This window comes from Uliginosibacterium paludis, from assembly GCF_039631355.1.
Classification (GTDB): domain Bacteria; phylum Pseudomonadota; class Gammaproteobacteria; order Burkholderiales; family Rhodocyclaceae; genus Uliginosibacterium; species Uliginosibacterium paludis.
The window spans coordinates 71486-96642 of record NZ_JBDIVF010000006.1; the positions used below are offsets into that span (position 1 = coordinate 71486).

Genomic DNA, 25157 nt, shown 5'->3' on the forward strand with positions numbered 1-25157 from the left:
GGCTGGCGATGGCGTTCGCTTCCTGCGCGGTGTCCGCGCAGGAAGGCGGTGCCGTGCCGGCCGCCAGCGCTTCGGCACCCATCGAAGCAACCACTGCCGCGGGCGACCGGGTGCTGCTGCATCCGGATGGCCGCTGGGCCTTTGTCGACGCGAAGAAGGCGGAGGCCGCGCGCCGCGTTGCCGAGCAGTTCCCCGAGAACCGCACGCGCCCGGTCGAAGCCCAGGGCGGTCTGTTCGGAATCGGCCGCACGCTCATGCCCGGTGACAAGGATTACAACCGTGGCAGCCTGAACCCCAAGCTGCGCTGAACCATGCATCTGGTGATCCTCACCGGCGGCTCGCGCGGAATCGGTCTGGCGCTCGTGCGTCAGTTCGAGGCCTCGGGTCACCGGCTCATCGAGTTTTCCCGCAGCGCCCCGCATCCGTTTTCCCGTCGTGTTGACCTTGCCGACCCGCTGGCGGCCCGCGAGGCCATCCATGCCGGACTGGCTGATCTTGATGACAAGAGCATCGAGTCGCTGACCGTTATCGGCAATGCCGGCGTGCTCGAGCCGATCGGCCCGGCCGCGTTCAAGGATCCGGCCGCTGTGCTGGCCAACCTGAATGCCGGCTTCGTTTCCGGCATCGTTTTCTATGCCGAAGTCGTGGCCCGCTTCCAGCATCTTGCGGTGCCCAAGCGGCTGGCGAACATTTCCTCAGGCGCCGCCGACAAGGGCTACGCGGGCTGGTCGCTGTATTGCGCCGCCAAGGCGGGGCTGGAGAACTACATCCGCGCGCTCGCGCTCGAGCAGGCGGCCATGCCGCATCCCTTCCTGCCGCTCAACATCCTGCCCGGCGTGGTGGACACCGGCATGCAGGCGCTGATCCGTGGCAGCGGCGAGGAGGATTTTCCCGCGCGCGAACGCTTCGCGACGCTGCATCGCGACGGCCTGCTGGCGAGCCCCGACGAGGTCGCCCGGCGCATCCGTATCCTGCTCGCGCGGTCCGACCTGCAGCCCGGCTCGCGCCTGGATGTGCGCGACCTCTCTGCCGACGAGGCGGAGGGCTGAGCCAGGCCCGGGTTTCAGCGTCTGCGGCGGGCCACGCCCGCCTTGCGCAGCGCGATGGCGACCGCCTGTTTCACCGCCTTGCTGCGACTGGCCGGATGGCTCGTGCCGATGTGCCCGCCCGCTTCCCATTCGTGAACGAGGCGTTTGATGTTGGCGCTGATGGTCTGACGGCTGCGGCCGGATCGGAGTGGCATGGCGTGCTTCCGGGCAAGAGGCTTGCGTTGATCTGGTGCGCTACAGCGAGCGCAGGACCCGGCCGCCGCTCGAATCGAGGGCAGCCAGCGCCGCCCGTTTCTGCAGCGCGTTGGCCGGACGGGCGATGACCGCCCACTGACCGCTTTCAAGCGCCTGATGCAGCCTGGCGAGCACATAGCCGTGATCCGGGCGCAAACTGATCAAACCGGCGAGCATCAGGCCCGCCATGGCGGCGAAAGCCGACAGGGTCGCGAGCACCGTGCCGGGTGTGCCGCCGGCGCCGAACCAGTCCATGCGCACCATCACCCCGCCGCCCAGCAGGCCGATGGCAAAGCCCGCCAGGCCCAGCCAGCCGTGACTGCGCAGCACGGTATGCCAGATGCCGCGCCGCTCGGGCTCCGCCTTGTTGATGACAAATGGATCTCCGGGGTGGATCACCGAGAGCTGCCAGTCCGCGAGCGAGACCTGGCTTGCAAGCAGCTGCGCGGCACGGGTCGCTGCCATGCAGTCGGGATACAGGGCGGCAATCAACGTGGCGGACGCTTCGCCGCTGAGGGCATGAGAGCTCATGATGCGCTCCTTGGCAGACAGGATGTGCGGGCAGCGCCCACGCTTCATGCTGGCTGCGCCGCCGCGCGCGATCTGTAGGTCCGTGCTGCCCCGGCGTGTAGGTCTTGTCCGGGCTCAGGCGCGCAGGCCGTCGGCGATCGGGCGGCGCAGGCAGAGCCAGCCCGGCAGCGTGGCAATGGCCAGACCCGCAATGGCGAGCGCTGCCGCGAGCCGCAGCTCTTCGGTGCCCAGTGTGACCGGCATCGCGAAACCCATGCGTGGCGCGAGCCAGGCGGAGAGCAGCCAGGATGCGCCGTAACCCAGCACCAGGCCGGCCGCCGCGCCCCCTGCGATCAGCAGGCCGGCTTCGAGCCAGATCACGCAGAACACATAGCGACTGCCTGCACCGATCGCGCGCAGTACCGCAAACTGCCGGGCACGCGCGAGAAAGCCCACCAGCAGGGCCATCAGCACGGCCACCACCACCAGCACCTGGCTCGCGACCGCCAGCACCGACATCACGTCGCGCACATTGCCCAGCGTGCTGTAGAGCTCGTTGAGCACTTCGGCGGGAAAGAGGGCCATGGATTCGTTCGTGCGTAGCGCGCCGCGCAGACCGTAGGCTGCGGCGACCGAGTCGGGCTTGACCGCGATGGCGGGCATGCCGGGCAGCCGGGTGGCGTCCCAGGGCGGGCCGATATGCGTGTCGCCCGCGGCATGACCGGCGGGCAGTTCATGCACGGCCCAGACATCCTCCACCGGCACGAGGATGGCGCTGTCCCACACGTTGTGGCGCTCGGGCAGGCGGCCGACCACGGTGTAGGTGAGGGCGTGTTCGTGATGCTCATCCTCGTCGTCGATCCGGTGCATGCCGTGCTCGGGATGAATCTGCGCGCCCAGCGCCAGCGGCACCCGGGCACCGATCACGGCTTCGCCACGCCGGGCGAACAGTCGGCCCTGCGCAGGCGGGAGCTGTCCGCCGCGGCTGGCAAAGCCGGCGATCGTGCCGACCACCGGATAGCCCTGCCAGCTATCGCCAAAGGCGATCGGCGCGGCATAGCGGACCCCGCGCGCGGTGCTGGCCCGGGCGAGCACCTCGCCACTGACGAGCGGGATCGACTGCAGCTTCAGATACACGCTGGTCAGCACCAGTTGCGTCGGGCTGCCGGGCGCGCCGACCAGCAGATCGAAGTCGTCCGCGGCCCGTGCGCTGCCCTGACGGAGTGCGCGCTCCTGGGCGATCACCGCAACGCCGATGGCGACCGCGAGGGCAATGAGTGCGAGCGTGACGCAGACCAGCAGACGGTTGCGGCGGTAATCGGCGAGCACGACAGGGAAGGGATTGAACATGCGGAGACGGGTGAAGAGGGCGGCTCAGCGTGCCTGTGGCGCGTCGGGGCGGCTGGCTTCGAGCGTGCCGGTGTGGAGTTCGAGCACCTGGTCCATGCGGGCCAGCAGGTGCTCCTCATGGGAGACGACGATCAGCGTCGCGCCCTGCTCGCGCGCCAGGTCGCAGAGCAGCTGACCGATGCGTTCGCGGTTGTCGGGATCGAGGCTGGCGGTCGGCTCATCCGCAAGCAGCACGGGGGGCGAGAAGAGCAGGGCGCGGGCGACCGCCACGCGCTGCCGCTCGCCGCGAGAGAGCAGGCCGGCGCGGCGAGTGGGTGTCCGGATGCCGACGCGATCGAGCAGTGCTGCGGCATGCTGGCGCTGCGGCGTGCTGGCCTGCCAGGCGCTGAAGCTGGCGGGCAGCAGGACGTTGTCCAGCGCCGACAGGCCGTCGATGAGATGGAAGTCCTGGAAGACCAGCCCGAGGGCGCGCTGCCGCCAGCGGGTCAGCTGCGCCGGAGTCAGCGCGCACAGGTCGACCTCGCCCCAGCAGATGCTGCCTGCGCTGGCCGGGGCGATGCCGCCCAGGCAATGCAGCAGAGTGGTCTTTCCGGCGCCCGAGGCTCCGCGGATGCCCAGGCGCATGCCTGCGGCGAGCTGCAGGTGCTCGATCCGGAACAGATCCGTCGTCTGGCCCGCAAAGCGGAAAGCCAGCCCGCGGGCGAGCAGCATGCCGGCGGCGGATCCGGCCGGCGCGATGGCCGCTGCTGGCGGCGCGCTGAAGACGGCTTGCGTGAGGCTGTTGCTCATGCTCAGTTGATCTTGTGAAACACCGCATCGCGGATGCGGAGCTGGCTGACGAAGCCGGTGACCGGATCGGTGAAGCTGCCTACTTCGAGCACGCCCTCCACTTCCAGACGCTCCGAGAAGTTGGCCGGGATCACGGTCTTGCTGGCATAGATCACCACGATGTCGACCGGCCACTCGGCGTCCGAGGAACAGAACGGGCAGATCGCCACCGGCTCGCGGGTGAGCACGAAGAACTTGCTTTCGGGCTTGAGCGGGGGCGCCATGTAGCCACGCAGGCGCACGGTCTGCCCCTTGAGCGCCAGCGTGCGATCAGCGAACTTCAGGCCCAGCACGGTGTTGGATTTGTACAGGCCGTCGAAACCGAGCAGCTCGCTGGCAAGGGCCAGCGGGCTGGCGAGCAGCGCGGCGAGGGAAAGAAAAAACCGGCGACGCGAGCCGCCGGTTCCTGATGCTGCCGGCATGCTTACTTGCCGGCCTTGCCCAGCGCGAGCGCATCGGCGATCACGCGGAAGAGGTCGGTGTTTTCCATCTGGCCACGCACCTTGTCGGAGCCCGGACCGGTGGCAGTCAGGATTACGTCATCGCCGGTATGCACGCCCTGGTTCGCGCCACGCGGGCCACTGTTGGGCAGATTGCCCTGGCGGAACACCGCGCCCGGAAGATCCTTGTATTTCTCGTTGGCGACCATGATGCCATCGGCATTCTTGATGGCCGGCACGTTCTCGCCGTCCAGGTAGGGGCGGAAGGTTTCGTAATAATCCGGCGTGTTGGCGAAGACCAGACGCAGGCGGCGCGAGACATCGACCTTGTCCGGATAGCCGTCGGCGTCCGGTGCGGGGTAGTTCGGGAAGCCGGCGTCTTCATAGGTGCCGATCCTGTTGCGCATGTCGGGGCCGGGGGCTTCGTCATTGACCGTGCCGACGACGCTGACGCCGTGGGTGTGGTCTGCCGTCACGAGGATCAGCGTGTCGTTGCCGTTGGCCTTCGACCAGTCCTTGGCTGCTTTTACCGCGTTGTCGAGCATGATCGTGTCATAGATGGCGCGCTCGGCGTCCATCGAGTGGGAGTACTTGTCGATGCGGGCAGACTCGACCATCAGCACGAAGCCCTTCTTGTTGCGCGACAGGATCTTGATCGCGGACTTCATCTGCTCCACCACATCGGGCTGATCCGGGAACTTGCTGACCGAGCCCTTCTTGAGGAACTTCAGGTCCAGCGCGCCATCGACGTTGCCGGTGTTGTAGAGGCCAAGCAGCTTCGTGGTTTTCGCGCTGTCGGCGGCCGCGTTCATCTCGGCTTTCGTGGTCGCGAAGGCATAGCCGGCGGACTTGAACTTCTCGATGTAGTCGACTTCGTCAGTGCGCTTGGAGCCCGGCGTCGTCTTCGGCAGGAAGTTGGGCGAACCGCCACCCATCATCACGTCGATCTTCGAGTCGTAGAACATCTGCACGATGTCGTTGTAATCGGAGCGGCGGCGGGTGTGCGCCACCATGGCGGCGGGCGTGGCGTCCTCGATTTCCGAGTTGGTGACCGCACCCACGGCGAGGCCGGCGCGCCTGGCCGCTTCCGCCAGGGTTTCGACCTTCGGATGTTCGAGCGAGCCCTTGGCGCGCGAGCAGTACACGCCCAGCGCGTTCACGCAGGTCTTGTGGCCGGTGGTGTAGGCGCTGGCGGCGTTGGCCGAGTCGGTGATGATCGAGTCAGTGCCTTGGGTGGTCAGCAGCGCCATGGCCGGCATGTCGTCCATGGCCAGCTTGCCGTTGATCTTGCCGTCGCTGATGCCCTTGCTGAGGATGCGGGCCGCGGTGCGGTGGCCGATCGAGAAACCGTCACCGATGAAAAGGATCACGTTCTTCGCGCGGGCTTTTGCCGGCGTGGCATAGACATTCCAGCTCACCTGCCGGGTGTTCGTGCCGTCCGACACTTCGACCATGTAGCGACCGGGGCGGGCGAGGGAGACATCCTTCACCATCAGGCTGGATTCACCCTTGCCGGTTTCGTCCGGAACCAGGGTGGCCTGCTTGCCGAGCACTTTCGTGTAGTCCTGGCCGTTGAGCGTGAGCTTCAGCTTCGAGGCGTCCACCAGGCCGGGGAACTCGACCTTCAGGTCGAAGCGCGAGCCGGCGAGGATTTCGGCACGGTTGAGCGGGTAGATGGTCTGGGCAGCGGCAGGCAGGGCGATGGCCGCGCAGAGCGCAGTCGCGAGCGACGTGAGGCGCATGGAAAGTGTCCTTGGGTAGTAGAAAGGCAACGCCCGGGAGGGTAGGCGCCGCAGGTTTCATTTCCATGACAGACATGTTTCAGGTCACACGGGCCGCACCGCCCGGGTGCAGAAAGCTGCTTCCCGCGTCACTAGGTGAAATCCCATGTTGCCGACAATGTTTTGTTGATTAACATCAAGCGGATTAGCCATTTCATATGTGTGGGTTTCAACAACGGAGGGGCAACTCATGTACACCAAGAAGACGTTCTCGTTTGCACTCGCCCTGGCCGCCCTGCTTTCCAGCGGCGCCATCCATGCCCAGGAAAGCCCGTTCATGGTGCGGGCGCGGGCGGTTTACGTGGATTTCGAGAATGACCAGCGCAGCGGTCTGCCGCTGGGCGGCGCCACGGCGGTCGAGGCGAAGAGCCGCTGGATTCCGGAAGTGGACTTCAGCTACTTCTTCACCAAGAACATCGCGACCGAGCTGGTGCTGACCTACCCGCAACGCGTCGACATCAAGGTTGGTGGCAGCAAGCAGGGCTCGATCAAGGCGCTGCCGCCCTCGCTGATGCTGCAGTATCACGTGACCGAGCTGGGCGCCTTCAAGCCCTATGCCGGTGTGGGCCTGAACTACACGATCTTCTCGAAGCGCAACAACATTCTCGATGGTGCGGCCTCGGTCGAGAAATCCAGCTTCGGCCCAGCCTATCAGCTGGGCTTCGATTACGCGCTCACAAAGAACTGGTCGCTCAACTTCGACGTGAAGTACATCCGCATGGAGACGGATGTGAAGGTCGGTGGCAACAAGGTGGGCAGCGTCGGGCTCAACCCCACCACCTGGGGGATCGGCGTCGGCTATCGCTTCTGAACACGAGGCAGTATGCTGAACGGGGCGCCGGGAGGTGCCCCGTTTTTTTGTGCCGTTCCGTTTCAGTGAGTCTTCCGATGAGCCAGCATTTCGCCAGTGACAACTACGCGGGCATCTGCCCAGAAGCCCTTTCCGCCCTGCTTGAAGCCAATGCCGGTCACGCCCCGGCCTATGGGGACGACGACTGGACGCGCCGGGTGGCAGACCGGATGCGCAGCGTTTTCGAGACGGACTGCGATGTGTACTTCGTGTTCAACGGCACGGCCGCCAATTCGCTCGCGCTGGCCTCGATGTGTCAGAGCTATCACAGCGTGATCTGTCACGAGCTCGCCCATGTGGCGACCGATGAATGCGGCGCGCCGGAATTCTTCTCGAACGGCGCGAAGCTGCTGCCGACATCCAGCGAAGCCTCCCGCCTGAAGCCGGAGGACGTGACGCGACTCGTCGAAAAGCGCAATGACATCCACTACCCCAAGCCCAAGGTCGTCACGCTCACCCAGGCCACCGAACTGGGCACGCTGTACCGGCCCGAAGCCATCGCGGCAGTGAGCCAGCGCGCGCGTCATCACGGTCTCAAGGTGCACATGGACGGGGCGCGCTTTGCCAATGCGGTGGCCGCGCTCGGGGTCGCCCCGGCAGACATCACCTGGCGTGCCGGCGTTGACGTCCTCTGCTTCGGCGGGACCAAGATGGGCCTGCCGGTGGGGGAGGCTGTCGTGTTCTTCGACCGCGAACTCTCGGAAGACTTCGCCTGGCGCTGCAAGCAGGCCGGTCAGCTCGCCTCCAAGATGCGCTATCTCGCCGCGCCCTGGCTCGGCATGCTGCAGGACGACGTCTGGCTGCGTCATGCCGCTCATGCCAACGCCATGGCACAGCGACTCTCGCGCGGACTGGTTGCGCTGGGCCTCAGACTCATTGCTCCGACCGAAGCCAATGGCGTGTTCGTTGACATGCCGCTGGCGCTTGAAGAGGCGCTGCGCGGCCGTGGCTGGCGCTTCTACAACTTCATCGGCGGTGCCGCACGCCTGATGTGCGCCTGGGACATGCAGCCCGAAACCGTCGACCGCTTCCTTGTCGATGTGAAGGAGCTGGCGGCCAGCATGGGGATCTGACGGGGCGCTGTCGGCCGACAGGGGATTGGTGGCCGAAGCCGCTTCGGGCGGCCCGTTCATGCTTCGATACCTCAGCACGAGCGGAATTACAGTTCGAGCTAGATCGGCAGAGCAAAGCCCTGTGTCTTCCGGCTGCGCGGCTCCACTCCTCCACCGGATCCAGGTTGTCGCTATACCTGCATTGAAACCGTTCGCCCTGAGGTATCGAAGGGGGGCGGTTTCGGGGCCGAATGCGCTCCGGGCGGTCCGTTCATGCTTCGATACCTCAGCACGAACGGGATTACTGCTTGAGTCAGATCGGCAGGGCAAAGCCCTTGGTCTTCCGGCTGCGCGGCACCACTCCTCTGCCGGATCCGGATTGTCGTCCTGCCTGCATTGAAACCGTTCGCCCTGAGGTATCGAAGGATGGCAGTTTCAGGGGCGAACGCGTTTCGGGCGGCCTGTTCATGCCTCGATACATCAGCACAAACGGACTGCCGCTTCGCTATCCGCCCCAGTTACTCAGAATGGCAGCTCGATTCCCGGCCAGGCGGTGCTGATCAGGCTGCGGAATTCAGCCTGGATCCGTTCGAGGGCTTCGGCGTCGTCCGCCTCGAAGCGCAGCACCACGACCGGGGTGGTGTTGGAGGAGCGGGCCAGTCCGAAGCCGTCGGCAAACTCCACGCGCAGGCCGTCGATGGTGATGCGCTCGACTTCGCCGCTGAAGCTGAGCTGGCTCAGTCGCTCAACGAGCTGCACCGGTTCGCCTTCCTTCATCTTGATGTTGAGTTCCGGCGTGCTGGTGGCGTTCGGCAGTGCCTTCAGCACGGCGTTGGCGTCCGGACTCTTCGAGAGGATCTCGAGCAGGCGCACGCCGGTGTAGAGGCCGTCGTCGAAGCCATACCAGCGTTCCTTGAAGAACATGTGGCCGCTCATCTCGCCGGCGAGCGGGGCGCCGGTTTCCTTGAGCTTGGCCTTCACCAGCGCGTGGCCGGTGTTCCACATCACCGGCTCGCCACCGTGCTTGCGGATCCAGGGGGCGAGGTTGCGGGTGCATTTCACGTCATAGATGATCTGGCCGCCGGGCACCCGGCTCAGCACGTCGGCCGCGAAGAGCATCAGCTGGCGGTCCGGATAGATGATCTCGCCATCCTTGGTGACCACGCCCAGGCGGTCGCCGTCGCCGTCAAACGCCAGACCGATCTCGGCATCGCCTGCCTTCAGCGCGGCGATCACGTCTTCCAGGTTTTCGGGCTTGGAGGGGTCCGGGTGGTGGTTGGGGAAGTTGCCGTCCACGTCCGAGAACAGCTCGGTGAGCTCGCAGCCCAAGCGCTTGTAGAGCTCGGGCGCGGTGTTGCCGGCCACGCCGTTGCCGGAGTCGAGCACGATCTTCATCGGGCGGGCGAGCTTTACGTCACTCAGGATGCGCTTGATGTAGGCCGGGCGGACGTCGGTACGGGTGACCGTGCCCGGGGCCACGGCGACTGCCAGCTTGCCCTCGACGATGTTGCGGCGGAGCGACTGGATCATGTCGCCGTAGAGCGTCTGGCCGCCGAGCACCATCTTCAGGCCGTTGTAGTCGGGCGGGTTGTGGCTGCCGGTGATCGACACGCAGGAATGGGTGCCGAGGTGGTAGGCGGCGAAATAGGTGATCGGTGTGGCCACGCAGCCGATGTCGATCACATCGATGCCGGTGGCGATGATGCCGGCCGCCAGGGCTTCGGCGAACACCGGGCCGGAGAGACGACCGTCGCGGCCGATCACGATGGCCTTCTGGCCACGTGCGAGGGCTTCGGTGCCCAGTGCCTGTCCGATGGCGCGAACGGTGTCCACGGTGAGGGATTTGTCCACGATGCCGCGGATGTCGTAGGCCTTGAAGATCTCGGGTGCAGGAGTGTGCATGGGCGGTGCTTTCCGATGTCAGGTGAAAGGTGCGATCACTCGATTATAAGGGTTGCCCCCGGCACCGGCGGCAAGACCTTCCATCGTGCAGGGGCGGAGCGTGCCCTGGATCACGCCGCCGGGCTCGAATCCCGGCACCCGTGCCGCGAATGTGTCGGTCCGGCACCGCAATGCCCGGCCAGAGGGGCGCTTCAGGGCAGACAGGGATTGCAGGAATCGGCGTGAGGGGGGATCCTGCCTCCCGGAGCAATGATGGATCGTGATGCATGAAAACAGGGCTGGAAGGGGCGCCGATCACCTACACCGTGCAGAAGGAGCTGCTGCGGCAGGCCTATCGGCATCAGCCGGGCAGTATCATGGTGGCGATCGCGGCGGCAACCGGTGTGAGCCTGCTGGCCCACCATGCCGGGCTCCCCAGCATCTGGATCTGGTTTGCCTTCATGGCCATCATGAGCCTCATCCGCATGTTCGCCCACCTGCGCTTCGTGCGCCTGGGGCTGATGCGCTGCGAGGATCCGGTTCCCGATGCCTGGCGGATCTGGATTGCCGTCACCCAGGTGGCCAGTGGCGTGCTGTGGGGGCTGCTGGCGGTGGTCTGGAGCACGCAGATGCATGGCGAGGTGCGCTATGCCACCCTGATCGTGCTCTCCGCCCTGGCCGGTGGCGCGACCGGTGTGCTCGCACCCTTGCGTACGCCGGCGCGCCTTTTCATCGGTCTCGTGCTGCTGCCGCCAGCGGTCATCTTCTTCCTGCAACCGCCCACCGACCCGGTGCTGGGTTTCCTGGCCGTGGTCTTTTTCTGCGTGATGATCTTTGCCCATCACAACAATCATCTGGCGATGCGCGAAGCCTTGCTGCTGAGGGCGGAGAACAGCGGCCTCATCGACCGTCTGGTGCGCCGCACGCGGGAGTCCGAGGCGCTCAACCACAATCTCGAGGAAATCGTGCTGGCACGCACCAGTGCGCTCGAGCAGATGTCCCAGACCGATACCCTGACCGGGCTGCCCAACCGGCGCTGGCTGCTGCGCGAGCTGGAGGCCCGGCGCGGCGGCGAGGAGCCGCTGGTGGTGATGCTGCTGGATCTGGTCCGATTCAAGCAGATCAACAACCGGCTGGGTCATGAAGCCGGGGACATCGTGCTGAGCGCGGTGGCCGAGCGCATCCGCGTGGTGCTGGCGCCGGGGCAGGCGGTGGCCCGCTGGGGCGGGGATGAATTCGTGCTGCTGACCTTCGGTGCCGACATGGGCGCGAAGCAGCTGCTGCAGAGCATCCGCAAATCGCTGGCGGTGCCGATCGAGGTCTGTGGCGAGCTTCAGCAGATCGACATTCGCGCCGGCGTGGCGGTCGAGGGGCTGCACGGGGATTCCGGCAGCGAGCTGCTCGGTGCGGCCGATCTGGCGCTGACCGAACTCAAGCGCCTGGGCCGCGGCTACTTCCTGTTCTACCGCAAGGAGCTCGCCTCCCGGCAGCGTCGTCGCATGGATCTCGCTTTCGACGTGCTGAGCGCGGGAGACAACAATGAGTTGCGGCTGGCCTATCAGCCCGTCGTTTCGGTCAAGGATGGGCGGGTCGAATCGCTCGAAGCGCTGCTGCGCTGGAGCCACCCGCGCTTTGGCAATGTGCCGCCGGAAGAGTTCATCCCGCTGGTGGAAGAGTCCGCCGCGATCAACACCCTGGGCGCCTGGGTGCTGAACCGGGCCTGCTCGGATGCCATGCGCTGGCAGGCCGGGGAGGGACGTCTGCCTGGTGTGGCGGTGAATGTGTCGGTGATCCAGCTGCGCGACCCGCTCTTCGTGCAAAGGGTGGCCGACATCCTCAGCCAGACCGGTCTGCCGCCCTCGCGCCTCGATCTCGAAGTGACCGAAACCGTATTCGAGCCCGATAACGCCGAGCGCATCTCGCTGAGCCTGGCCGCATTGAGCGCGATGGGGATCCACATTCACGTCGATGACTTCGGCACTGGCTATTCCTCGCTTTCACGGCTGCATGCGCTGCCGATCGACGCCATCAAGATCGACCGCAGCTTTGTGGCCGGGCTCGATACCGGCGCCACCGCGATCATTGAGGGCGCGATCCTGATCGCCCGCCGTTTCGGCCTCACCACCATCGCCGAAGGCGTCGAGACCCTCAGCCAGGCGGCCGCCCTGCACCGGCTGGGCGTGGATCGCCTGCAGGGCTATTTCATCTGCCATCCCCAGGCTGCCGCGCGCCTCATGCCGGTGGCGCCGGACTGGCTGGAGCTGCCCGGAAGCTTGCTGGTCGGCGCGCCGCAGGAGAACTGAGTCGCGGGGCTTGCGCCGGCTGCGGCCAATCATGGCAACATCCGCCTTCGTGGTGCGCCGGGCGCACCGGGACGCTGAAGAGGGAAACGGATGGACTGGAACAATCAGTTGCTCGAGAGCCTCCTCTGGCTCGGCAAGGCCTTTGCAATCAGTCTGGTGACGATGACGGCGATCATCGTCTGGCTCAGTCGCGCGACCGAGTGGGGGCGGCAGGTCCGGCGCCTCGCCTGGCCCACGCTGGACCCGCGCCGCAACTGGCGACCGCTCGCTTCCATCGTGCTCATCGTGCTGCTCACCCTGCTCGCGGTGCGCATGAACGTGCTGTTCTCGTTCTGGTACAACGGCACCTACACGGCCATGCAGACGCTGGATGCCTCCGCGTTCTGGGCGATGATGGGCGTCTTCGGCGTCCTCGCTACCCTGCATGTCGCGCGTGCGCTGGTGAATGCCTATGTGCGCCAGGCTTTCCTGATCCGCTGGCGCCAGGCACTGACCGAGCACTTCATGCAGCGCTGGCTCGATCACCAGACCTACTTCCGCAGCCAGTACCTCGCGCAGCAGATCGACAACCCGGACCAGCGCATCCAGCAGGACATCGACCAGTTCGTGCAGAGCACGCTGACCCTCTCGATGGGCACGCTCAACGCGGTGGTCTCGCTGATCACCTTCACCCTGATGCTGTGGACGCTCTCCGGCGTGCTGCCGGTGTTCGGCATCGAGATTCCGCGCGCGATGGTCTTCCTCGCCTATGTGTATGTGGCCATCGCCACCGTGTTCGCGGTCTGGATCGGTCGCCCGCTGATCCGGCTCAACTTCCTCAACGAACGCTACAACGCCGACTTCCGCTACGCGCTGATCCGCCTGCGCGAGTATGGCGAGAACATCGCCTTCTACCGTGGCGAGAAGGTGGAGCAGGCCACGCTCATCGGCCGCTTTGCCAGTGTCATACAGAACATGTGGGCGATGCTGTTCCGCTCGCTCAAGCTGCAGGGCTTCAACCTCGGCGTGAGTCAGCTCGCGGTGGTGTTTCCGATGATCATCCAGGCGCCGCGACTGTTTGCGAAGGAGATCCAGCTGGGTGACCTGATGCAGACCATGGAAGCCTTCGGCCAGGTGCAGGACGCTTTGTCTTTCTTCCGCAGCTCCTACGATGAATTCGCAACCTACCGCGCGGTGCTGGTGCGGCTGTCGGGCTTCACCGATGCCATCGAGCAGACGGCCGCCTTGCCCGAGATCCGCAGCAGCAGCGACGGTGCGCGTCTTGCGGTGGCGGGCCTCACCATCCGTTCGCCGCAGCAGGCCCTGCTGCTCGAAGGGCTCGATTTCTCGCTGCCCGGCGGCGAATCACTGCTGATCCGTGGCCCGTCCGGCGTCGGCAAGACGACGCTGCTGCGCACCCTGGCCGGCCTGTGGCCGTTTGCCGAAGGTGAAGTGATCCGGCCGCAGGGCAGCGAGGCCCTGTTCCTCTCGCAGCGCCCCTATCTGCCGCTGGGCAGCCTGCGCGAAGCGCTCTGCTATCCGCTGCCGGCCATGCAGGGCGAGGCGGTGGCGGATGCGCTGCGCCGCTGCCAGCTCGCGCATCTGGCGGACCGGCTGGACGAGGTGGCCGACTGGTCGCGTATCCTGTCGCTGGGTGAGCAGCAGCGCCTGGCCATCGGCCGGGCCTTGTTGACGCGCCCGGCGGTGATCTTCCTGGATGAATCCAGCTCGGCCATGGACGAGGGGCTCGAGCATGCGATGTATTCCCTGCTGCGCGAGGCGCTGCCGCAGACCACGCTGGTCAGCGTGGGCCACCGCAGCAGCCTGCGCGCATTCCATCAGCATGCCCTGAGCCTGGAAGGCGCGGGGCGCTGGCAGCTGGAGCGGCTCAGCGCCTGAGCGCGGCGCTCAGCGGGCTTCCGCCGCCATCCCGCGCGGCAGGCGGAGGCCGCGTTGCGGCACCGTGCGGTGGCTCAGCCACTGGCGGGCCGCACGCAGCACGGCGGGTGAAGCCGACTCCTCGGGCACCAGCAGCAGTTGCGCCGCCCGCATCCGCTTGCCCAGCTGCAGATGGCCGCTCATGACCGCGAAGGGAATCGAGCACAGCAGCGGGCCATACACCGGTGCCAGCCAGAGCGCCGCGGCCGGATGACTCAGCTCGGCGCACATGCACCAGAGCGCCGCGAGCACGCTGTAATCCATGAAGCCGTGGGCGGACTCGCGCCAGCTCAGCGCGCTCGCTTCGCGCGGTGGCGATTTCCACTCGCGCTTGAGGCCGGTGAGCGCAGAAAACACGAAGGTGGTGTGGGCGAACATGCGGATCGGCGCCTGCATGACCGAGAGCAGGGTCTCGATCAGCGCGCTCGCCACGAGCCGGGGCAGGCCACCGAAAGCCGCCTGCTGGCCACGCAAGCCGATCGCCAGCACGCCCAGCACGCGGGGCAACAGCAGCATCGCCGCGGTGATGAGCCACAGCCAGTGCAGGCTGCTGGTGCTGGCGGCGTTCTCCGGTGCCACATTGCTCCAGGCCACCGTGCCGGCCAGCAGATAGCACAGCCACAGTGGTGCCGAGGCGTAGGCCATCGCGCCGGTGGCGAGCATCGCGCGATGCGCGGCAGTGAGGCCGGGTTCGGCAATCAGGCGCAGGTTCAGGATGTTGCCCAGACACCAGCGCTGGTCCCGCTGCAGCTCGGCCAGCAGGTTGTGCGGCGTCTGCTCGAAGCTGCCCTCCAGATCGGGCACGACCCAGCATGAGTAGCCGGCGCGGCGCATCAGGGCCGCTTCCACGAAGTCGTGCGACAGGATCTCGCCCGACAGCGGCCCGCTGCCGGGCAGGCGGGCCAGCCCGCAGTGGCGCATGAAGGGCTCGGTGCGGATGATCGCGTTGTGCCCCCAGTAGTGCGAATCGCCCAGCTGCCAGTACTGCATGCCAGCGGTAAACAGGCTGCCGGTGACGCGGGCGGAGAACTGCTGGGCGCGCGCATGCAGCGTGCTCTGGCCGCAGGGGCGCGGTACGGTCTGGATGATGCCGGCGCGCGGATGAGCTTCCATCAGCCGGACCAGGCCGGTCAGGCAATCTCCGCTCATGATGCTGTCGGCATCGAGCACGATCATGTAGCGATAGAGGCGACCCCAGCGGCGGCAGAAGTCCGCCACATTGCCGGCCTTCTTCTTGCCAGGGCGCTTGCGCACCCGGTAGAACACGCGCGGCCCGCCATTCGCAGCAAGGTTTGCGCGCAGCTCCAGCCAGGCGCGGCGCTCTTCTGCCTGCGCGAGCGGGTCGCGCGTATCCGAGAGGATGAAGAAATCGAACTGGTTGCCCTTGCCGGTCGCCGAGAGCGACTCGGCGGTCGCGCGCAGGCCGGCGATCACCGTCTGCACATGTTCATTGCATATCGGCATCACCACGGCCGAGCGTGTGTCGGTCGCCAGCGCGGTGTGCGCCACGCTGCGGGCCGAGAGCACATGAGCGTCGCCCCGCAGCATCACGCGGAAGCCGGCCAGCGCCGACCAGAAGCCGGCCGAGATCCAGCTCACCAGCGGCACGAAGAGCACGAACTGCAGCGCCGAGAAGAAGGGCATGCCGGACCAGTCGAGCATCCAGAGCATGGCCAGACCGGTGACCAGCGTGGTGGCGAACATCAGCCTCAGCAGCAGCGTGCGGCGCTCGGTGGCGGCGATCTGCCAGGGCTCCGGCATGCTGTCGGCATCCGGCTCGCGGAGGAAGTCGCGCAGGCGAAGCCGCCCGGCGCGCCAGGCCTGCCACACGGGCGTCACGCCCTGCCAGGGCGAGGCCGGCATGCTGCCGCGGGTGAGAGGAGGCGTATCGCCGGGGTCGGCGAGTGCCGCGGTCTGTTTCAGTGTTGCGGGGGAAGGATGGCGTTCCATGTTTCGGTGACCGTGTCCTGTTGATGTTGCAGATAGGCGCGAATTTCAACTGCTTCCTTGTCCAGGCGTGCCAGCCGCAAGGCCAGCCGCCATCCCCCGCTGACCTCGTTGCGGAACACGTTCTGTTCTTCGATGCGTGCATTGGCAGAGGTCTCGATCCGGGCGCCGACATCGGCCCCCTCCTTCAGTGACTTCAACGCCGGGCCGGCAAAATCGATGACAAGGTTCTCCTCGCTGGCGCCCAGCGGCGTGAATCCGGCACCGCTGCGCGACTGCAGCGTGTAGCCATGCGGGGGCAGCGCCTGCTGCGCGCCCTGCATCGAGAGCCGCCAGGCAAGCTCAAGTGGCTGCCCCGGCAGGGGCGGGCGCTCGGCGACCCAGTAAGCGACGACGTTGTCATGCGTTTCATCGGGTGCCGGCAGGAGCACCAGCTCGACACGGCCCTTGCCCCAGTCGCCCACCGGCTCGATCCAGGCACTCGGGCGTCTGTCATATCTCGCCTCGAGATCCTCGTAGCTGCGGAAGTCGCGGTCGCGCTGCATGAGGCCGAAACCACGCGGATTCTCAAGGCTGAAAGAGGTCGTCAGTACGCCTTCGGGCCGCACCAGCGGGCGCCAGATCCATTCACCGCTCGCGCTCTGGATCGAGAGCCCGTCGGAGTCATGCACCTCGGGCCGGAATCCGCCCGGCAGCGGCTGGTTCTCGCCGGAGAGAAACATGCTCGTCAGCGGCGCGATGCCCAGCGTGGCCACCGGCTTGCGCAGGAAAAGCCGGGTACGCACATCGACCACTGTCGTGCTGCCGGGCCGTATGACGAAGCGGTAAGCGCCGCTGACACTGGGCGAGTCGAGCAGCGCAAAGAGCGTGACCGACGTGGCGCCCGCCTCGGGGCGCTGCAGCCAGAAATCGGTGAAACGCGGAAACTCCTCGCCCTGGCCGCCCACCGTGTCGATCGCCAGCCCGCGCGCCGAGAGCCCGTAGAGCTGGCCCGCACCGAGAGCGCGGAAATAGCTCGCGCCCTGGAAGACGACCAGCTCGTCCTTGTATTGCGGGGCGTTGAGCGGGTAGTGCAGGCGGAAGCCGGCGTAGCCGATGTCACCCCACTTGCGGGTGTCGAAGCGGTTCTTGCCGTAATCGAAGTCCGCGGTCGAGAAGGGCAGCTCGCGGACCTGGCCATCCACCACTTCATGAATCCGCACCGGCTGCAGGAAGTACTTGCCGAGGTGGAAGAACATCGCCTCGAAAGGCAGGCCCTCCTTGCGCCAGAGCGCCTGATCCGGCCGGAAGCGGATATCCCGCATCTGGTCGTAGCTCATCGTGCGCAGGGCCTCCGGCAAGGGGGGCGGCTCGTCGCGCCAGGGCTTCGCCGCCAGGGCCTCGGCCTGTGCCGCGACGCGCTCGAAGAGCGGGTCGGTCCCGGCCTGCGCGGGCAGGCTGAGGGCCAGCGCGGCGAAGCCGGTGGCCAGCAGGCAGGCAGACAGCAGACGGTGGCGAAGCAGGCGTTTCGAACATGTCATGGGCATTTTCCTTGTGCGGGGCCACTGCGGGCCGCTTTCTCCGAGAGAGATAAAGCAGCAAGGATGCCAGTTGTATGAGATTTCGTGCGCAGGCCTTGTGCCGCCGGCGACCCGAGGCATTCCGGCGGCGCGGGCGAGCGCTTGCGGAGGGCGTGGGCTGTCGCCGGAAGGCGACGCATGCCGGCGCGAATCCGGCTGTCTGAGCTGCCCGGGCACCTCGCCCGCGAGGCGGCCGGAAGCCCCGTCAGCCGGGCCCGTCAAGGCGCGCGACACGCTGTCGCAGGCGGACTGCATCTGCCCGGCAGCGTGTCGCCGTTAAGCGACGCGGTTCAGTACATCTTGTAGGGCAGGAACTTGCCGCTCATGGTGATGCTGACGCGGTCGCCCATCGGATTGGCCTCGCGCTTGAGATCCATTTTGAAGTCAATGGCACTCATGATGCCGTCTCCGAATTCTTCATGGATGAGCTCCTTGAAGGTCGTGCCATATACGCTCACCAGTTCGTAGAAACGGTAGATCAGCGGATCGGTCGGCACGGCGGTGGGCAGGCTGCCCTTGTAAGGCACTACCTGCAGCAGCGCGACGGCTTCCGGCGGCAATTCGAAAAGCGCGCCCACCCTGGCGGCCTGCTCGGCGGTGAGCGTCATCTGGCCCAGCAGCGCGGCGGTGGTCCATTCCTTGGACTGCCCGACCTCGGCAGCGATGTCGCTCCATTTGAGCTGTCTGGCGATCTTCTTCTCGACGATCATTTCGGTCACGTCATGGCGTTTCATGCGGGGACTCCTTCAGTCTGTGGCAAGGGGTTCAGGGAGGATTGCGCCCGGCCGTACCCGGGGCGGATGACGCGGATCGTGATCCGGTGTGTCGCGGGCGAAGTCCTTCGCGCGATTGACCAGAAAATCGACCAGGTGATTGCGGATGCGGTAGTACTGCGGGTCGTGGTGGATGCCGGCACGCGTGCGCTCTCGCGGCAGCGTGATCTCGACCATCTCGGCGATCTTCGCGCAGGGGCCGTTGCTCATCAGCAGGATGCGGTCAGAGAGCAGGATGGCTTCATCCACATCATGGGTGATCATGAAAACAGTCTGCTGCGTGGCCTGCACGATCTTCAGCAACTCGTCCTGGATGGTGCCGCGGGTCAGTGCGTCGAGCGCACCGAAGGGTTCGTCGAGCAGCAGCATCTTGGGCTCCACCGCAAAGGCCCGCGCAATGCCCACCCGCTGTTTCATGCCGCCGGAGAGTTCCGCCGGCTTCTTGTGCAGGGCCTGACCGAGCCCCACCATCTCCAGATACCTGGTGCTGCGCGCCTCCACCTCGGCACGCGACCATTCCGGGTGACGCGAACGCACGCCGAAGGCCACATTGCCCAGCGCACTCATCCAGGGCAGCAGGGCATGACTCTGGAATACCACGCCACGATCCAGCGCCGGGCCACGCACCTCGCGGCCATCCATGAACACATGGCCGCTGCTGGCCTCATCCAGCCCGGCCAGCACGTTCAGGATGGTGGTCTTGCCGCAGCCCGAGTGGCCCAGGATGCAGACAAACTCGCCGCGCTCGATGCCGAAATGGATGTTCTCGAACACCGGCGGGCCTTCGGGCGCATAGCGCCGGGCGAGGGATTCGATTCTCAAGAATGACATCGGCTTACTCCCGGTAGCTCACCAGCCGTGCCAGCCGGGCCAGCGCCGCATCGAGCAGCATGCCGACCAGGCCGATCACGAGGATGGCGGTGAAGATGTTGGTGATCGAGAGGTTGTTCCACTCGTTCCACACGAAGTAGCCGATGCCGGTGCCGCCCACCAGCATCTCCGCCGCCACGATCACCAGCCAGGCGATGCCGATGGAGATCCGCATGCCGGTCATGATGGTGGGGGCGGCGGCCGGCAGGATCACGCAGAAGGCGGTGCGCAGCCGGCTCACTTCCAGCGTGCGCGCCACGTTGAGCCAGTCCCGCCGCACGCTTGCCACGCCAAAGGCGGTATTGATCAGCATCGGCCAGATCGAGCAGATGAAGATCACGAAGATTGCCGAGATGCCCGAATCCTTGATTGTGTAGAGCGCAAGCGGCATCCAGGCCAGCGGCGAGACCGGCTTCAGGATCTGGATGTAGGGGTCCAGCGCGCGATGAATCAGTGGCGACATGCCGATCACGAAGCCCAGCGGGATCGCGACCAGTGCTGCGAGCAGATAGCCGCCCAGCACGCGCGCAATCGAATGGCCGATCTGGATGCCAATGCCTTTGTCATTGGTGCCGCGATCGTAGAAGGGGTCACGCAGGTGTTCCCAGAGTTTCGCGCCGACTTCGGCCGGGCCGGGAAAAGCGCTTTTCGCACCGGTGGCGGCAGCGCCGCCCACCAGTGCCGCATACTCCGGATCAACGATTACTGCGGCCTCCTTCTGCCGCGTGGCGAGATGCCAGGCGGAGAGCGCAAGCAGCAGGATCAGCAGGGAGAGGAAGGGCGCATGCCAGGGTTTATGTTTGGTCATGGTGCGTAGCGTTGTGTAGCCCGGATGCAGCGAAGCGGAATCCGGGGGCGGTGCATGACAGGGGCCCCGGATGCCGGCCGCAGGCCTTCATCCGGGCTACGGGTTTGCGGTGTCAGCTCCGCTTGATGGAAAAACTCTTCAGGTAGGCCTCCGGCTGCGCCGGGTTGAATTCCTTGCCCATCACCGAGAATTTCTTCGTGCCGCTGGCGGGCGGCGTGAAGCCGGCCTCCTTCATCAGGCGCGTGGCATCGGTGGCGAGATAGACCTCGCGGGCAATCTTCGCGTAGTCGATGTCACCCTTGACCTGCCCCCAGCGCTTCATCTGGGTCAGGATCCAGATCGCGAACGAGTCATAGGGGAAGGGGTCGAAGTCGATGCGGTCCGGATCCTTGCGCACGCCACCCAGGCCATCGGCAAAGGTGCCGGTGAGCACCTGCTCGATCACGGTGACCGGCTGGTTCAGATAGTTCGCCGGCGCAATGGCGGCGGCGATTTCCTTGCGGTGTTCGTCCTTGCTGGCATAGGCCGTGGCTTCGATGATGGCTTTCAGCAGTGCCTGATAGGTGTTGGGCATGCTGGTCACGAATTCCTTGCTGGCCGTGAATGCACAGCACGGATGCTGGTTCCAGATTTCCTTGGTCAGAATGTGGATGAAGCCGACGCCGTCATACACCGCGCGCTGGTTCATCGGGTCGGGGGCCAGGAAACCGTCGATGTTGTCGGCGCGCAGGTTGGCCACCATTTCCGGCGGCGGCACGGCGCGGATCTGCACATCGGTATCCGGGTCGAGGCCATGCTCGGCGAGGTAGTAGCGCAAGAGGTAGTTGTGCATCGAGTAGTCGAAAGGCACGGCCAGCCGGAAGCCCTTCCACTGCTTCGGATCGCGTTTGTCCTTGTGCTTCATGGCCAGCGTGATGGCCTGGCCGTTGATGTTCTCGATGGCAGGCACGGTCCAGGGCACCGGGCTTGCGCCCACGCCCATCGAGATCGCCAGCGGCATCGGCGTGAGCATGTGGGCGGCGTCGTATTCCTTGTTCAGCGCCTTGTCACGGATCACGGCCCAGCCGGCGGTTTTCACTACCTCCACATCCAGCCCCTGTTTCGCATAGAAGCCCATGGGAGCCGCCATGATGATGGGCGTGGCGCAGGTGATGGGAATGAAACCCACCTTGAGTTTCTGCTTTTCCAGCTTGCCGTTGCCCTGTGCGAAAGCTTCCTTTGCTGCACCCAGCGGGAAGAAGGTCGAGATCGCGGCGAGCGCCGTGCCGGCGCCTACCGCGCGCAGGAAATGGCGCCGCTCGCGGTCGTCCGGAAAAATCGCGCGCATCACGGCGGACTCGACAGCACGATGCTGCGCCGCTTCCAGCGCGCTGTCGTGCTCGACCTGGCTGCCATGGCGACCACAGCTGCAGCCGCGATGCAGCGGCTGCTCCGGGTCGAAGGGATTGCGGAAAATCGGCATGACGATGTCCTTTCTCGATCAGGCGGGTTCGGCGCTGGCGGCCGGGGGAGTGGCGAATTCGATGTCGTCGCGGTAGAGGTGGCGGGCGCGGTGGTATTCCATGATCCGGGCCACTTCGCTGATGAAGCCCTCGTCATACCCGGCGCGGGCGAGCAGATGGAAACCCAGCTCCATGCCGGAGCTGATCCCGCCGGCGGTCACGATGCGGCCGGCATCCACCACCCGTGCGCGACTCACCCGGCAGGCCGGCGCGATCTCGGCGAGGCGGTCGATCGGGGTCTTGCCCAGATGCGAGGCTTCGAGCCGGTCCGGCTCCTTGCGATTGGTGGCCGGCAAGCCGTCAAGCAGTCCCATGCGGGCGTAGATCCAAGAGCCGGTGCACACGCTGGTCAGCAGGCAGCTCTCGGGCAGTTCGCGGATGTACTGGTGCAGGCGCAGATTGCGCATTTCCTGGCGTGTGCCGAAGCCACCGGGAATCAGGAAGGCGTCCAGCGCGGGCTGATCGTTGAAGCCGTAGTTCGGCAGCAGCGTGAAGCCGGCCTGCGTCTGCACCGGCCGCAGCGTTTCGCCGATCAGCGAAACATCGATCTCCGGATCAAGCCGCCGCGCCACCGACAGCACACCCGCCGGCGCCGCGTAATCCAGGATCTCGGCATCCTTGAATACGTAAATCCCAAGCCGGAACCCCGGAATATGTGTCATCTGTCACCCCCTGTCTGGAGGCTCCAGATTAGGGAGCTCGCGCCACGGCCGGTATCACCGGAATCGTGATCGGGGTGTAGTGAGAGCACTACAGGCGCAGAGACGGAAACCTGCGCGAGCGAGCCGCCCTGCAAGGAGTGAATTGAACGCAGTGGGCCGCGCGACTTCGCTCAGCTTGTTCGACGCGCTTCGCTTCGCTTCGCTCAATCTTAAGTACGGCCATGGATGCGGCATTTCGTAGGGCGCTCTGAGCAAGGCGAAGCGCGCCGCAGCAGCGTGCGGCAAGGCTGGGCTTGCTATCGCTGACTCATAACTCATGCTCGGCACTCTCATGCCCTTCCGCAGGGCGCTCTGAGCACGGCGAAGCGTGCCGCAGCAGCGTGCGGGAAGGCCTCGCCATGCGGAGCGTACGGTGGCGACGAGAACCGGAGGCGGCGCGGTCTAGCGGATGAGCTCGACCCAGTAACGCTGGACGACCACGCCGCGCTGGGCGCTGACGACTTCATCTTCCAGCACGCCGCCGTTGCGCAGGATGACCCGGGCCGAGGCGCGGTTGTTGCGGTCGCAGGTGACCAGCGCACGCGTAATGCCAAGCTGCGCTGTCGCCGCAAGCGAGTGCTGCAGCAGGGCGGTGCCGTAGCCCTTGCCGCGCGCAGAAGGCCGCACGCCATAGCCGATGTGCCCGCCTTCGCGCAGCAGCGATGCGGTGAGCCGGTGCCGGATGTTGGAGACGGCCAGCACTTCGCCCGACTCATCCACCAGCCAGAAACTCGAGTGCGGCACGAAGCCCTCCGGCAGGCCGAGGCCTTGCGCGTTGTCGTCGAGGCGGGCCAGAAATGCCGGGAAATCCGAGTGATCGAAACCCAGCACGAAGGGCACGAGCTGCCCGCCCGAGTCCTTGAACTCGGCCACCAGTGCCCTGTAGGAATCCGCCAGTGCGGCCTGGGGAGAGACGAGTGTCAGTGTGCTCATGGAAATCGAAGTCGGCCGGGTTCGAGTTGGTTGCGAGCCTCGCGCATGCGGTCAATCATGCGTCGGGGCTTCAATGATCCTGGCAAACGCCCACCACGACAAGCCGGCACTGGCTATCATTTCATGACATGAGAATTGAAGGCTCGACACGGGCAACTTCATGATGAGGGATACGGCGTGAGACGGGATCTGGAAGTCGTGATGTTCGCGCGGAGCCTGGTCGCACGCGTGCGGGCCCGCTACCCCGGTTTTCTGGCGCACTTCGCACTGGCTTCACTGGTGTTTGCGGTAGCCTCGGCTGCGTCGGTGAGCACGCCTTATCTCTTGCGCCAGGCGATCAATGGCCTGTCGGAGGCTTCCGGGCCCGCCGCTGACGTGCTGGCGGCGGTGCTTGCCTACGGTGTGTGCTGGACGTTTGCGTCCATGCTGCAAAACCTGAAAGGCATCTGCTCTGCCTATGTGCTGGCCCATTCCGATGCGGCACTCGCGGCGGCCTGCTATGAGTCGGTGCTCAATGAGCGCCATGTTGTCCAACGGGAGATCAAGCCGGGTGAGCTTGCACAGGACATCCATCGCGCCACGCTGGCCTTCTCTGCGGTGCTCATTGCTGTGTGCTGGACGATCCTGCCCCTGATATTCGAGCTCCTCTTCACGGTTGCGCTGCTGCAGCTTTCGGTGGGAACTGCGGTGTCAGTTCTCTTTGCGATCGGCTTCGTGCTGCTCTCGCTGGTTTCGGTATGCGTTGCCGGCAGAACGCAGGGACTCCATGGTGCGATGTTCGAAGCCGACAACAGGGTTCAGGCCTTTGTCATCGAGCGGCTCTCTGCCCTGCTGGAGATCAGGGCGGCCCAGGCGGAGCAGAAGGATGTGAAGCAGCTGGAAGCACTGCTGGGCAGGAAGGCGAGAACGGTGTGGCAGGGCAACCGGACAATGGGCCTCTATCTTGGCGGGCAGGCACTGGCGATCGGCTTGTTCCTGATTCTCTGCACGCTGGTGGTGTTCAGCCTGAAAACGCGCGGACTGCTCTCCATCGGGGATATCGCGATGGTTGCAGGCTATGTTGGCGGCATCTCTTCCCAACTGCATCTGTTTGCCGGCGCGGTCATTGAGGTCAAGCGCAATCATCTGGCCCTGCAGCGCGTCTCTTCGCTGTTGGCGGTGGTTGAGCCCGCCCGCCGCCCCACTGAGGGCGGCTTGCCTGGGCACACGTTGGGCGATCCGGTGTTCGAGCTGGATCAGGTTCGATGCCAGGCGCATGCAGATGGCATGTTGCTGCCGCGCGTGACAGTACGCATCGCGCGCCAGGCCATGACGGTCATCACCGGGCCGTCTGGTGTTGGCAAGACAACGCTGCTGCTCTCGATGCTGGGCTTTCTGCCGCTGGCTGAAGGGCGTATCCGCTACGCCGGTGTGGATCTGGAAAGCCTGGCGGAAGGGCGGGTGCTGGAGCAGGTGGCCTTTGTGCCCCAGGAGCCGGTGATGTTCTCCGGCGCGCTCAGGGATTACCTGTTCTACGGTGCCAGCAGCGGTGCATCCGATGCCGAGGCCTGTGCCATGCTGCGCGAGCTTGATCTGTTAGACGCTTTGGGCGAGGCGCGCGAAGCCGCCGTGCTCGACGCTCTGCTGGGCGCCGGAGGCCGGCAATTGAGCGGTGGCGAGGTCAAGCGTCTGGCGATTGCCCGTGCGGTGCTGAGCGGCAAGCCGGTGCTGATGCTGGACGAGCCCAGTGCAGGGCTGGATGCCGCCCGCGCTGCGATCATGCTGGAATGCATCCGCTCTCGTGGTCTGACCCTTATTGTGGTCAGCCATGATGATGTAATCATCCGCGCGGCCGACACCGTGATCCGCTTGATGCCATAAGATCAGGCA

At 65.9% G+C, this 25157-nt stretch carries 22 protein-coding genes; 7 read left to right on the top strand and 15 right to left on the bottom strand.

Going from position 1 to position 25157, the window contains the following annotated elements; translation table 11 throughout:
* Positions 1-8: 8 nt before the first annotated feature.
* Positions 9-308, top strand: a complete 300-nt coding sequence (locus ABDB87_RS14795) for a hypothetical protein (protein ID WP_345928411.1) — start codon at positions 9-11, stop codon at positions 306-308.
* Between the two features lie 3 nt (positions 309-311).
* Entirely contained in the window at positions 312-1049 is a 738-nt protein-coding gene (locus ABDB87_RS14800) for an SDR family NAD(P)-dependent oxidoreductase (RefSeq protein ID WP_345928413.1), read from the top strand.
* 14 nt (positions 1050-1063) lie between these two features.
* Here the strand turns inward: ABDB87_RS14800 and ABDB87_RS14805 are convergent, their stop codons facing one another.
* The 6 genes from ABDB87_RS14805 to ABDB87_RS14830 all read right to left on the bottom strand — a co-directional run bounded on the left by ABDB87_RS14805 (position 1064) and on the right by ABDB87_RS14830 (position 6153).
* On the bottom strand, positions 1064-1243 hold the full coding sequence (locus tag ABDB87_RS14805) for a hypothetical protein (RefSeq protein ID WP_345928415.1): 180 nt from the start codon (positions 1241-1243) through the stop codon (positions 1064-1066).
* A gap of 40 nt (positions 1244-1283) precedes the next feature.
* On the bottom strand, positions 1284-1814 hold the full coding sequence (locus tag ABDB87_RS14810; RefSeq protein ID WP_345928417.1) for a hypothetical protein: 531 nt from the start codon (positions 1812-1814) through the stop codon (positions 1284-1286).
* Positions 1815-1928: 114 nt separating this feature from the next.
* The gene (locus ABDB87_RS14815) at positions 1929-3143 is read right to left on the bottom strand and encodes an FtsX-like permease family protein (protein ID WP_345928418.1); all 1215 of its coding nucleotides are present in this window, start codon (positions 3141-3143) and stop codon (positions 1929-1931) included.
* Positions 3144-3167: 24 nt separating this feature from the next.
* Positions 3168-3932 carry an ABC transporter ATP-binding protein gene (locus ABDB87_RS14820; protein ID WP_345928420.1) on the bottom strand — a complete coding sequence of 255 codons (765 nt, stop codon included), beginning with the start codon at positions 3930-3932 and terminating at the stop codon, positions 3168-3170.
* A gap of 2 nt (positions 3933-3934) precedes the next feature.
* A complete protein-coding gene (locus ABDB87_RS14825) occupies positions 3935-4393 on the bottom strand; it encodes a hypothetical protein (protein ID WP_345928422.1) in 459 nt (152 codons plus the stop codon).
* Between the two features lie 2 nt (positions 4394-4395).
* Positions 4396-6153 carry an alkaline phosphatase gene (locus ABDB87_RS14830; protein ID WP_345928424.1) on the bottom strand — a complete coding sequence of 586 codons (1758 nt, stop codon included), beginning with the start codon at positions 6151-6153 and terminating at the stop codon, positions 4396-4398.
* Positions 6154-6382: 229 nt separating this feature from the next.
* Here ABDB87_RS14830 and ABDB87_RS14835 point away from each other — a divergent pair, with 229 nt between their 5' ends.
* The gene (locus ABDB87_RS14835; RefSeq protein WP_345928426.1) at positions 6383-7003 is read left to right on the top strand and encodes an OmpW/AlkL family protein; all 621 of its coding nucleotides are present in this window, start codon (positions 6383-6385) and stop codon (positions 7001-7003) included.
* Between the two features lie 77 nt (positions 7004-7080).
* Complete coding sequence (locus tag ABDB87_RS14840; RefSeq protein WP_345928428.1) at positions 7081-8115, top strand: threonine aldolase family protein; 1035 nt, start codon at positions 7081-7083, stop codon at positions 8113-8115.
* A gap of 501 nt (positions 8116-8616) precedes the next feature.
* On the opposite strand, the gene ABDB87_RS14845 is transcribed toward ABDB87_RS14840, so the two are convergent.
* Positions 8617-9996 (bottom strand): phosphomannomutase/phosphoglucomutase, encoded by a 1380-nt coding sequence (locus tag ABDB87_RS14845; protein ID WP_345928430.1) that lies wholly within the window; start codon positions 9994-9996, stop codon positions 8617-8619.
* A gap of 266 nt (positions 9997-10262) precedes the next feature.
* On the opposite strand from ABDB87_RS14845, the gene ABDB87_RS14850 reads away from it, so the two are divergent.
* Together ABDB87_RS14850 and ABDB87_RS14855 are read left to right on the top strand one after the other, a co-directional pair.
* Positions 10263-12278 carry a putative bifunctional diguanylate cyclase/phosphodiesterase gene (locus ABDB87_RS14850; RefSeq protein ID WP_345928432.1) on the top strand — a complete coding sequence of 672 codons (2016 nt, stop codon included), beginning with the start codon at positions 10263-10265 and terminating at the stop codon, positions 12276-12278.
* Positions 12279-12368: 90 nt separating this feature from the next.
* Positions 12369-14156: an ABC transporter ATP-binding protein/permease gene (locus tag ABDB87_RS14855; protein ID WP_345928434.1), complete on the top strand. Its 1788-nt coding sequence runs from the start codon at positions 12369-12371 to the stop codon at positions 14154-14156.
* A gap of 9 nt (positions 14157-14165) precedes the next feature.
* Here the strand turns inward: ABDB87_RS14855 and mdoH are convergent, their stop codons facing one another.
* The 8 genes from mdoH to ABDB87_RS14895 form a co-directional block, all read right to left on the bottom strand.
* A complete protein-coding gene (mdoH, locus tag ABDB87_RS14860) occupies positions 14166-16145 on the bottom strand; it encodes a glucans biosynthesis glucosyltransferase MdoH (RefSeq protein ID WP_345928436.1) in 1980 nt (659 codons plus the stop codon).
* Positions 16115-17662: an OpgD/OpgG family glucan biosynthesis protein gene (locus ABDB87_RS14865; RefSeq protein ID WP_345928438.1), complete on the bottom strand. Its 1548-nt coding sequence runs from the start codon at positions 17660-17662 to the stop codon at positions 16115-16117. The genes mdoH and ABDB87_RS14865 overlap by 31 nt, the downstream gene beginning before the upstream one ends.
* A gap of 329 nt (positions 17663-17991) precedes the next feature.
* A complete protein-coding gene (cynS, locus tag ABDB87_RS14870; RefSeq protein ID WP_345928440.1) occupies positions 17992-18435 on the bottom strand; it encodes a cyanase in 444 nt (147 codons plus the stop codon).
* Between the two features lie 12 nt (positions 18436-18447).
* Complete coding sequence (locus ABDB87_RS14875) at positions 18448-19305, bottom strand: ABC transporter ATP-binding protein (RefSeq protein WP_345928442.1); 858 nt, start codon at positions 19303-19305, stop codon at positions 18448-18450.
* Positions 19306-19309: 4 nt separating this feature from the next.
* The gene (ntrB, locus tag ABDB87_RS14880; RefSeq protein ID WP_345928444.1) at positions 19310-20152 is read right to left on the bottom strand and encodes a nitrate ABC transporter permease; all 843 of its coding nucleotides are present in this window, start codon (positions 20150-20152) and stop codon (positions 19310-19312) included.
* 112 nt (positions 20153-20264) lie between these two features.
* On the bottom strand, positions 20265-21614 hold the full coding sequence (locus ABDB87_RS14885; RefSeq protein ID WP_345928446.1) for a CmpA/NrtA family ABC transporter substrate-binding protein: 1350 nt from the start codon (positions 21612-21614) through the stop codon (positions 20265-20267).
* Positions 21615-21632: 18 nt separating this feature from the next.
* On the bottom strand, positions 21633-22316 hold the full coding sequence (locus ABDB87_RS14890) for a DJ-1/PfpI family protein (RefSeq protein ID WP_345928448.1): 684 nt from the start codon (positions 22314-22316) through the stop codon (positions 21633-21635).
* Positions 22317-22757: 441 nt separating this feature from the next.
* Positions 22758-23288, bottom strand: coding sequence for a GNAT family N-acetyltransferase (locus tag ABDB87_RS14895; protein WP_345928451.1), 531 nt, complete (start codon positions 23286-23288; stop codon positions 22758-22760).
* Between the two features lie 177 nt (positions 23289-23465).
* On the opposite strand from ABDB87_RS14895, the gene ABDB87_RS14900 reads away from it, so the two are divergent.
* The gene (locus ABDB87_RS14900) at positions 23466-25148 is read left to right on the top strand and encodes an ATP-binding cassette domain-containing protein (protein ID WP_345928453.1); all 1683 of its coding nucleotides are present in this window, start codon (positions 23466-23468) and stop codon (positions 25146-25148) included.
* Positions 25149-25157 lie beyond the last annotated feature (9 nt).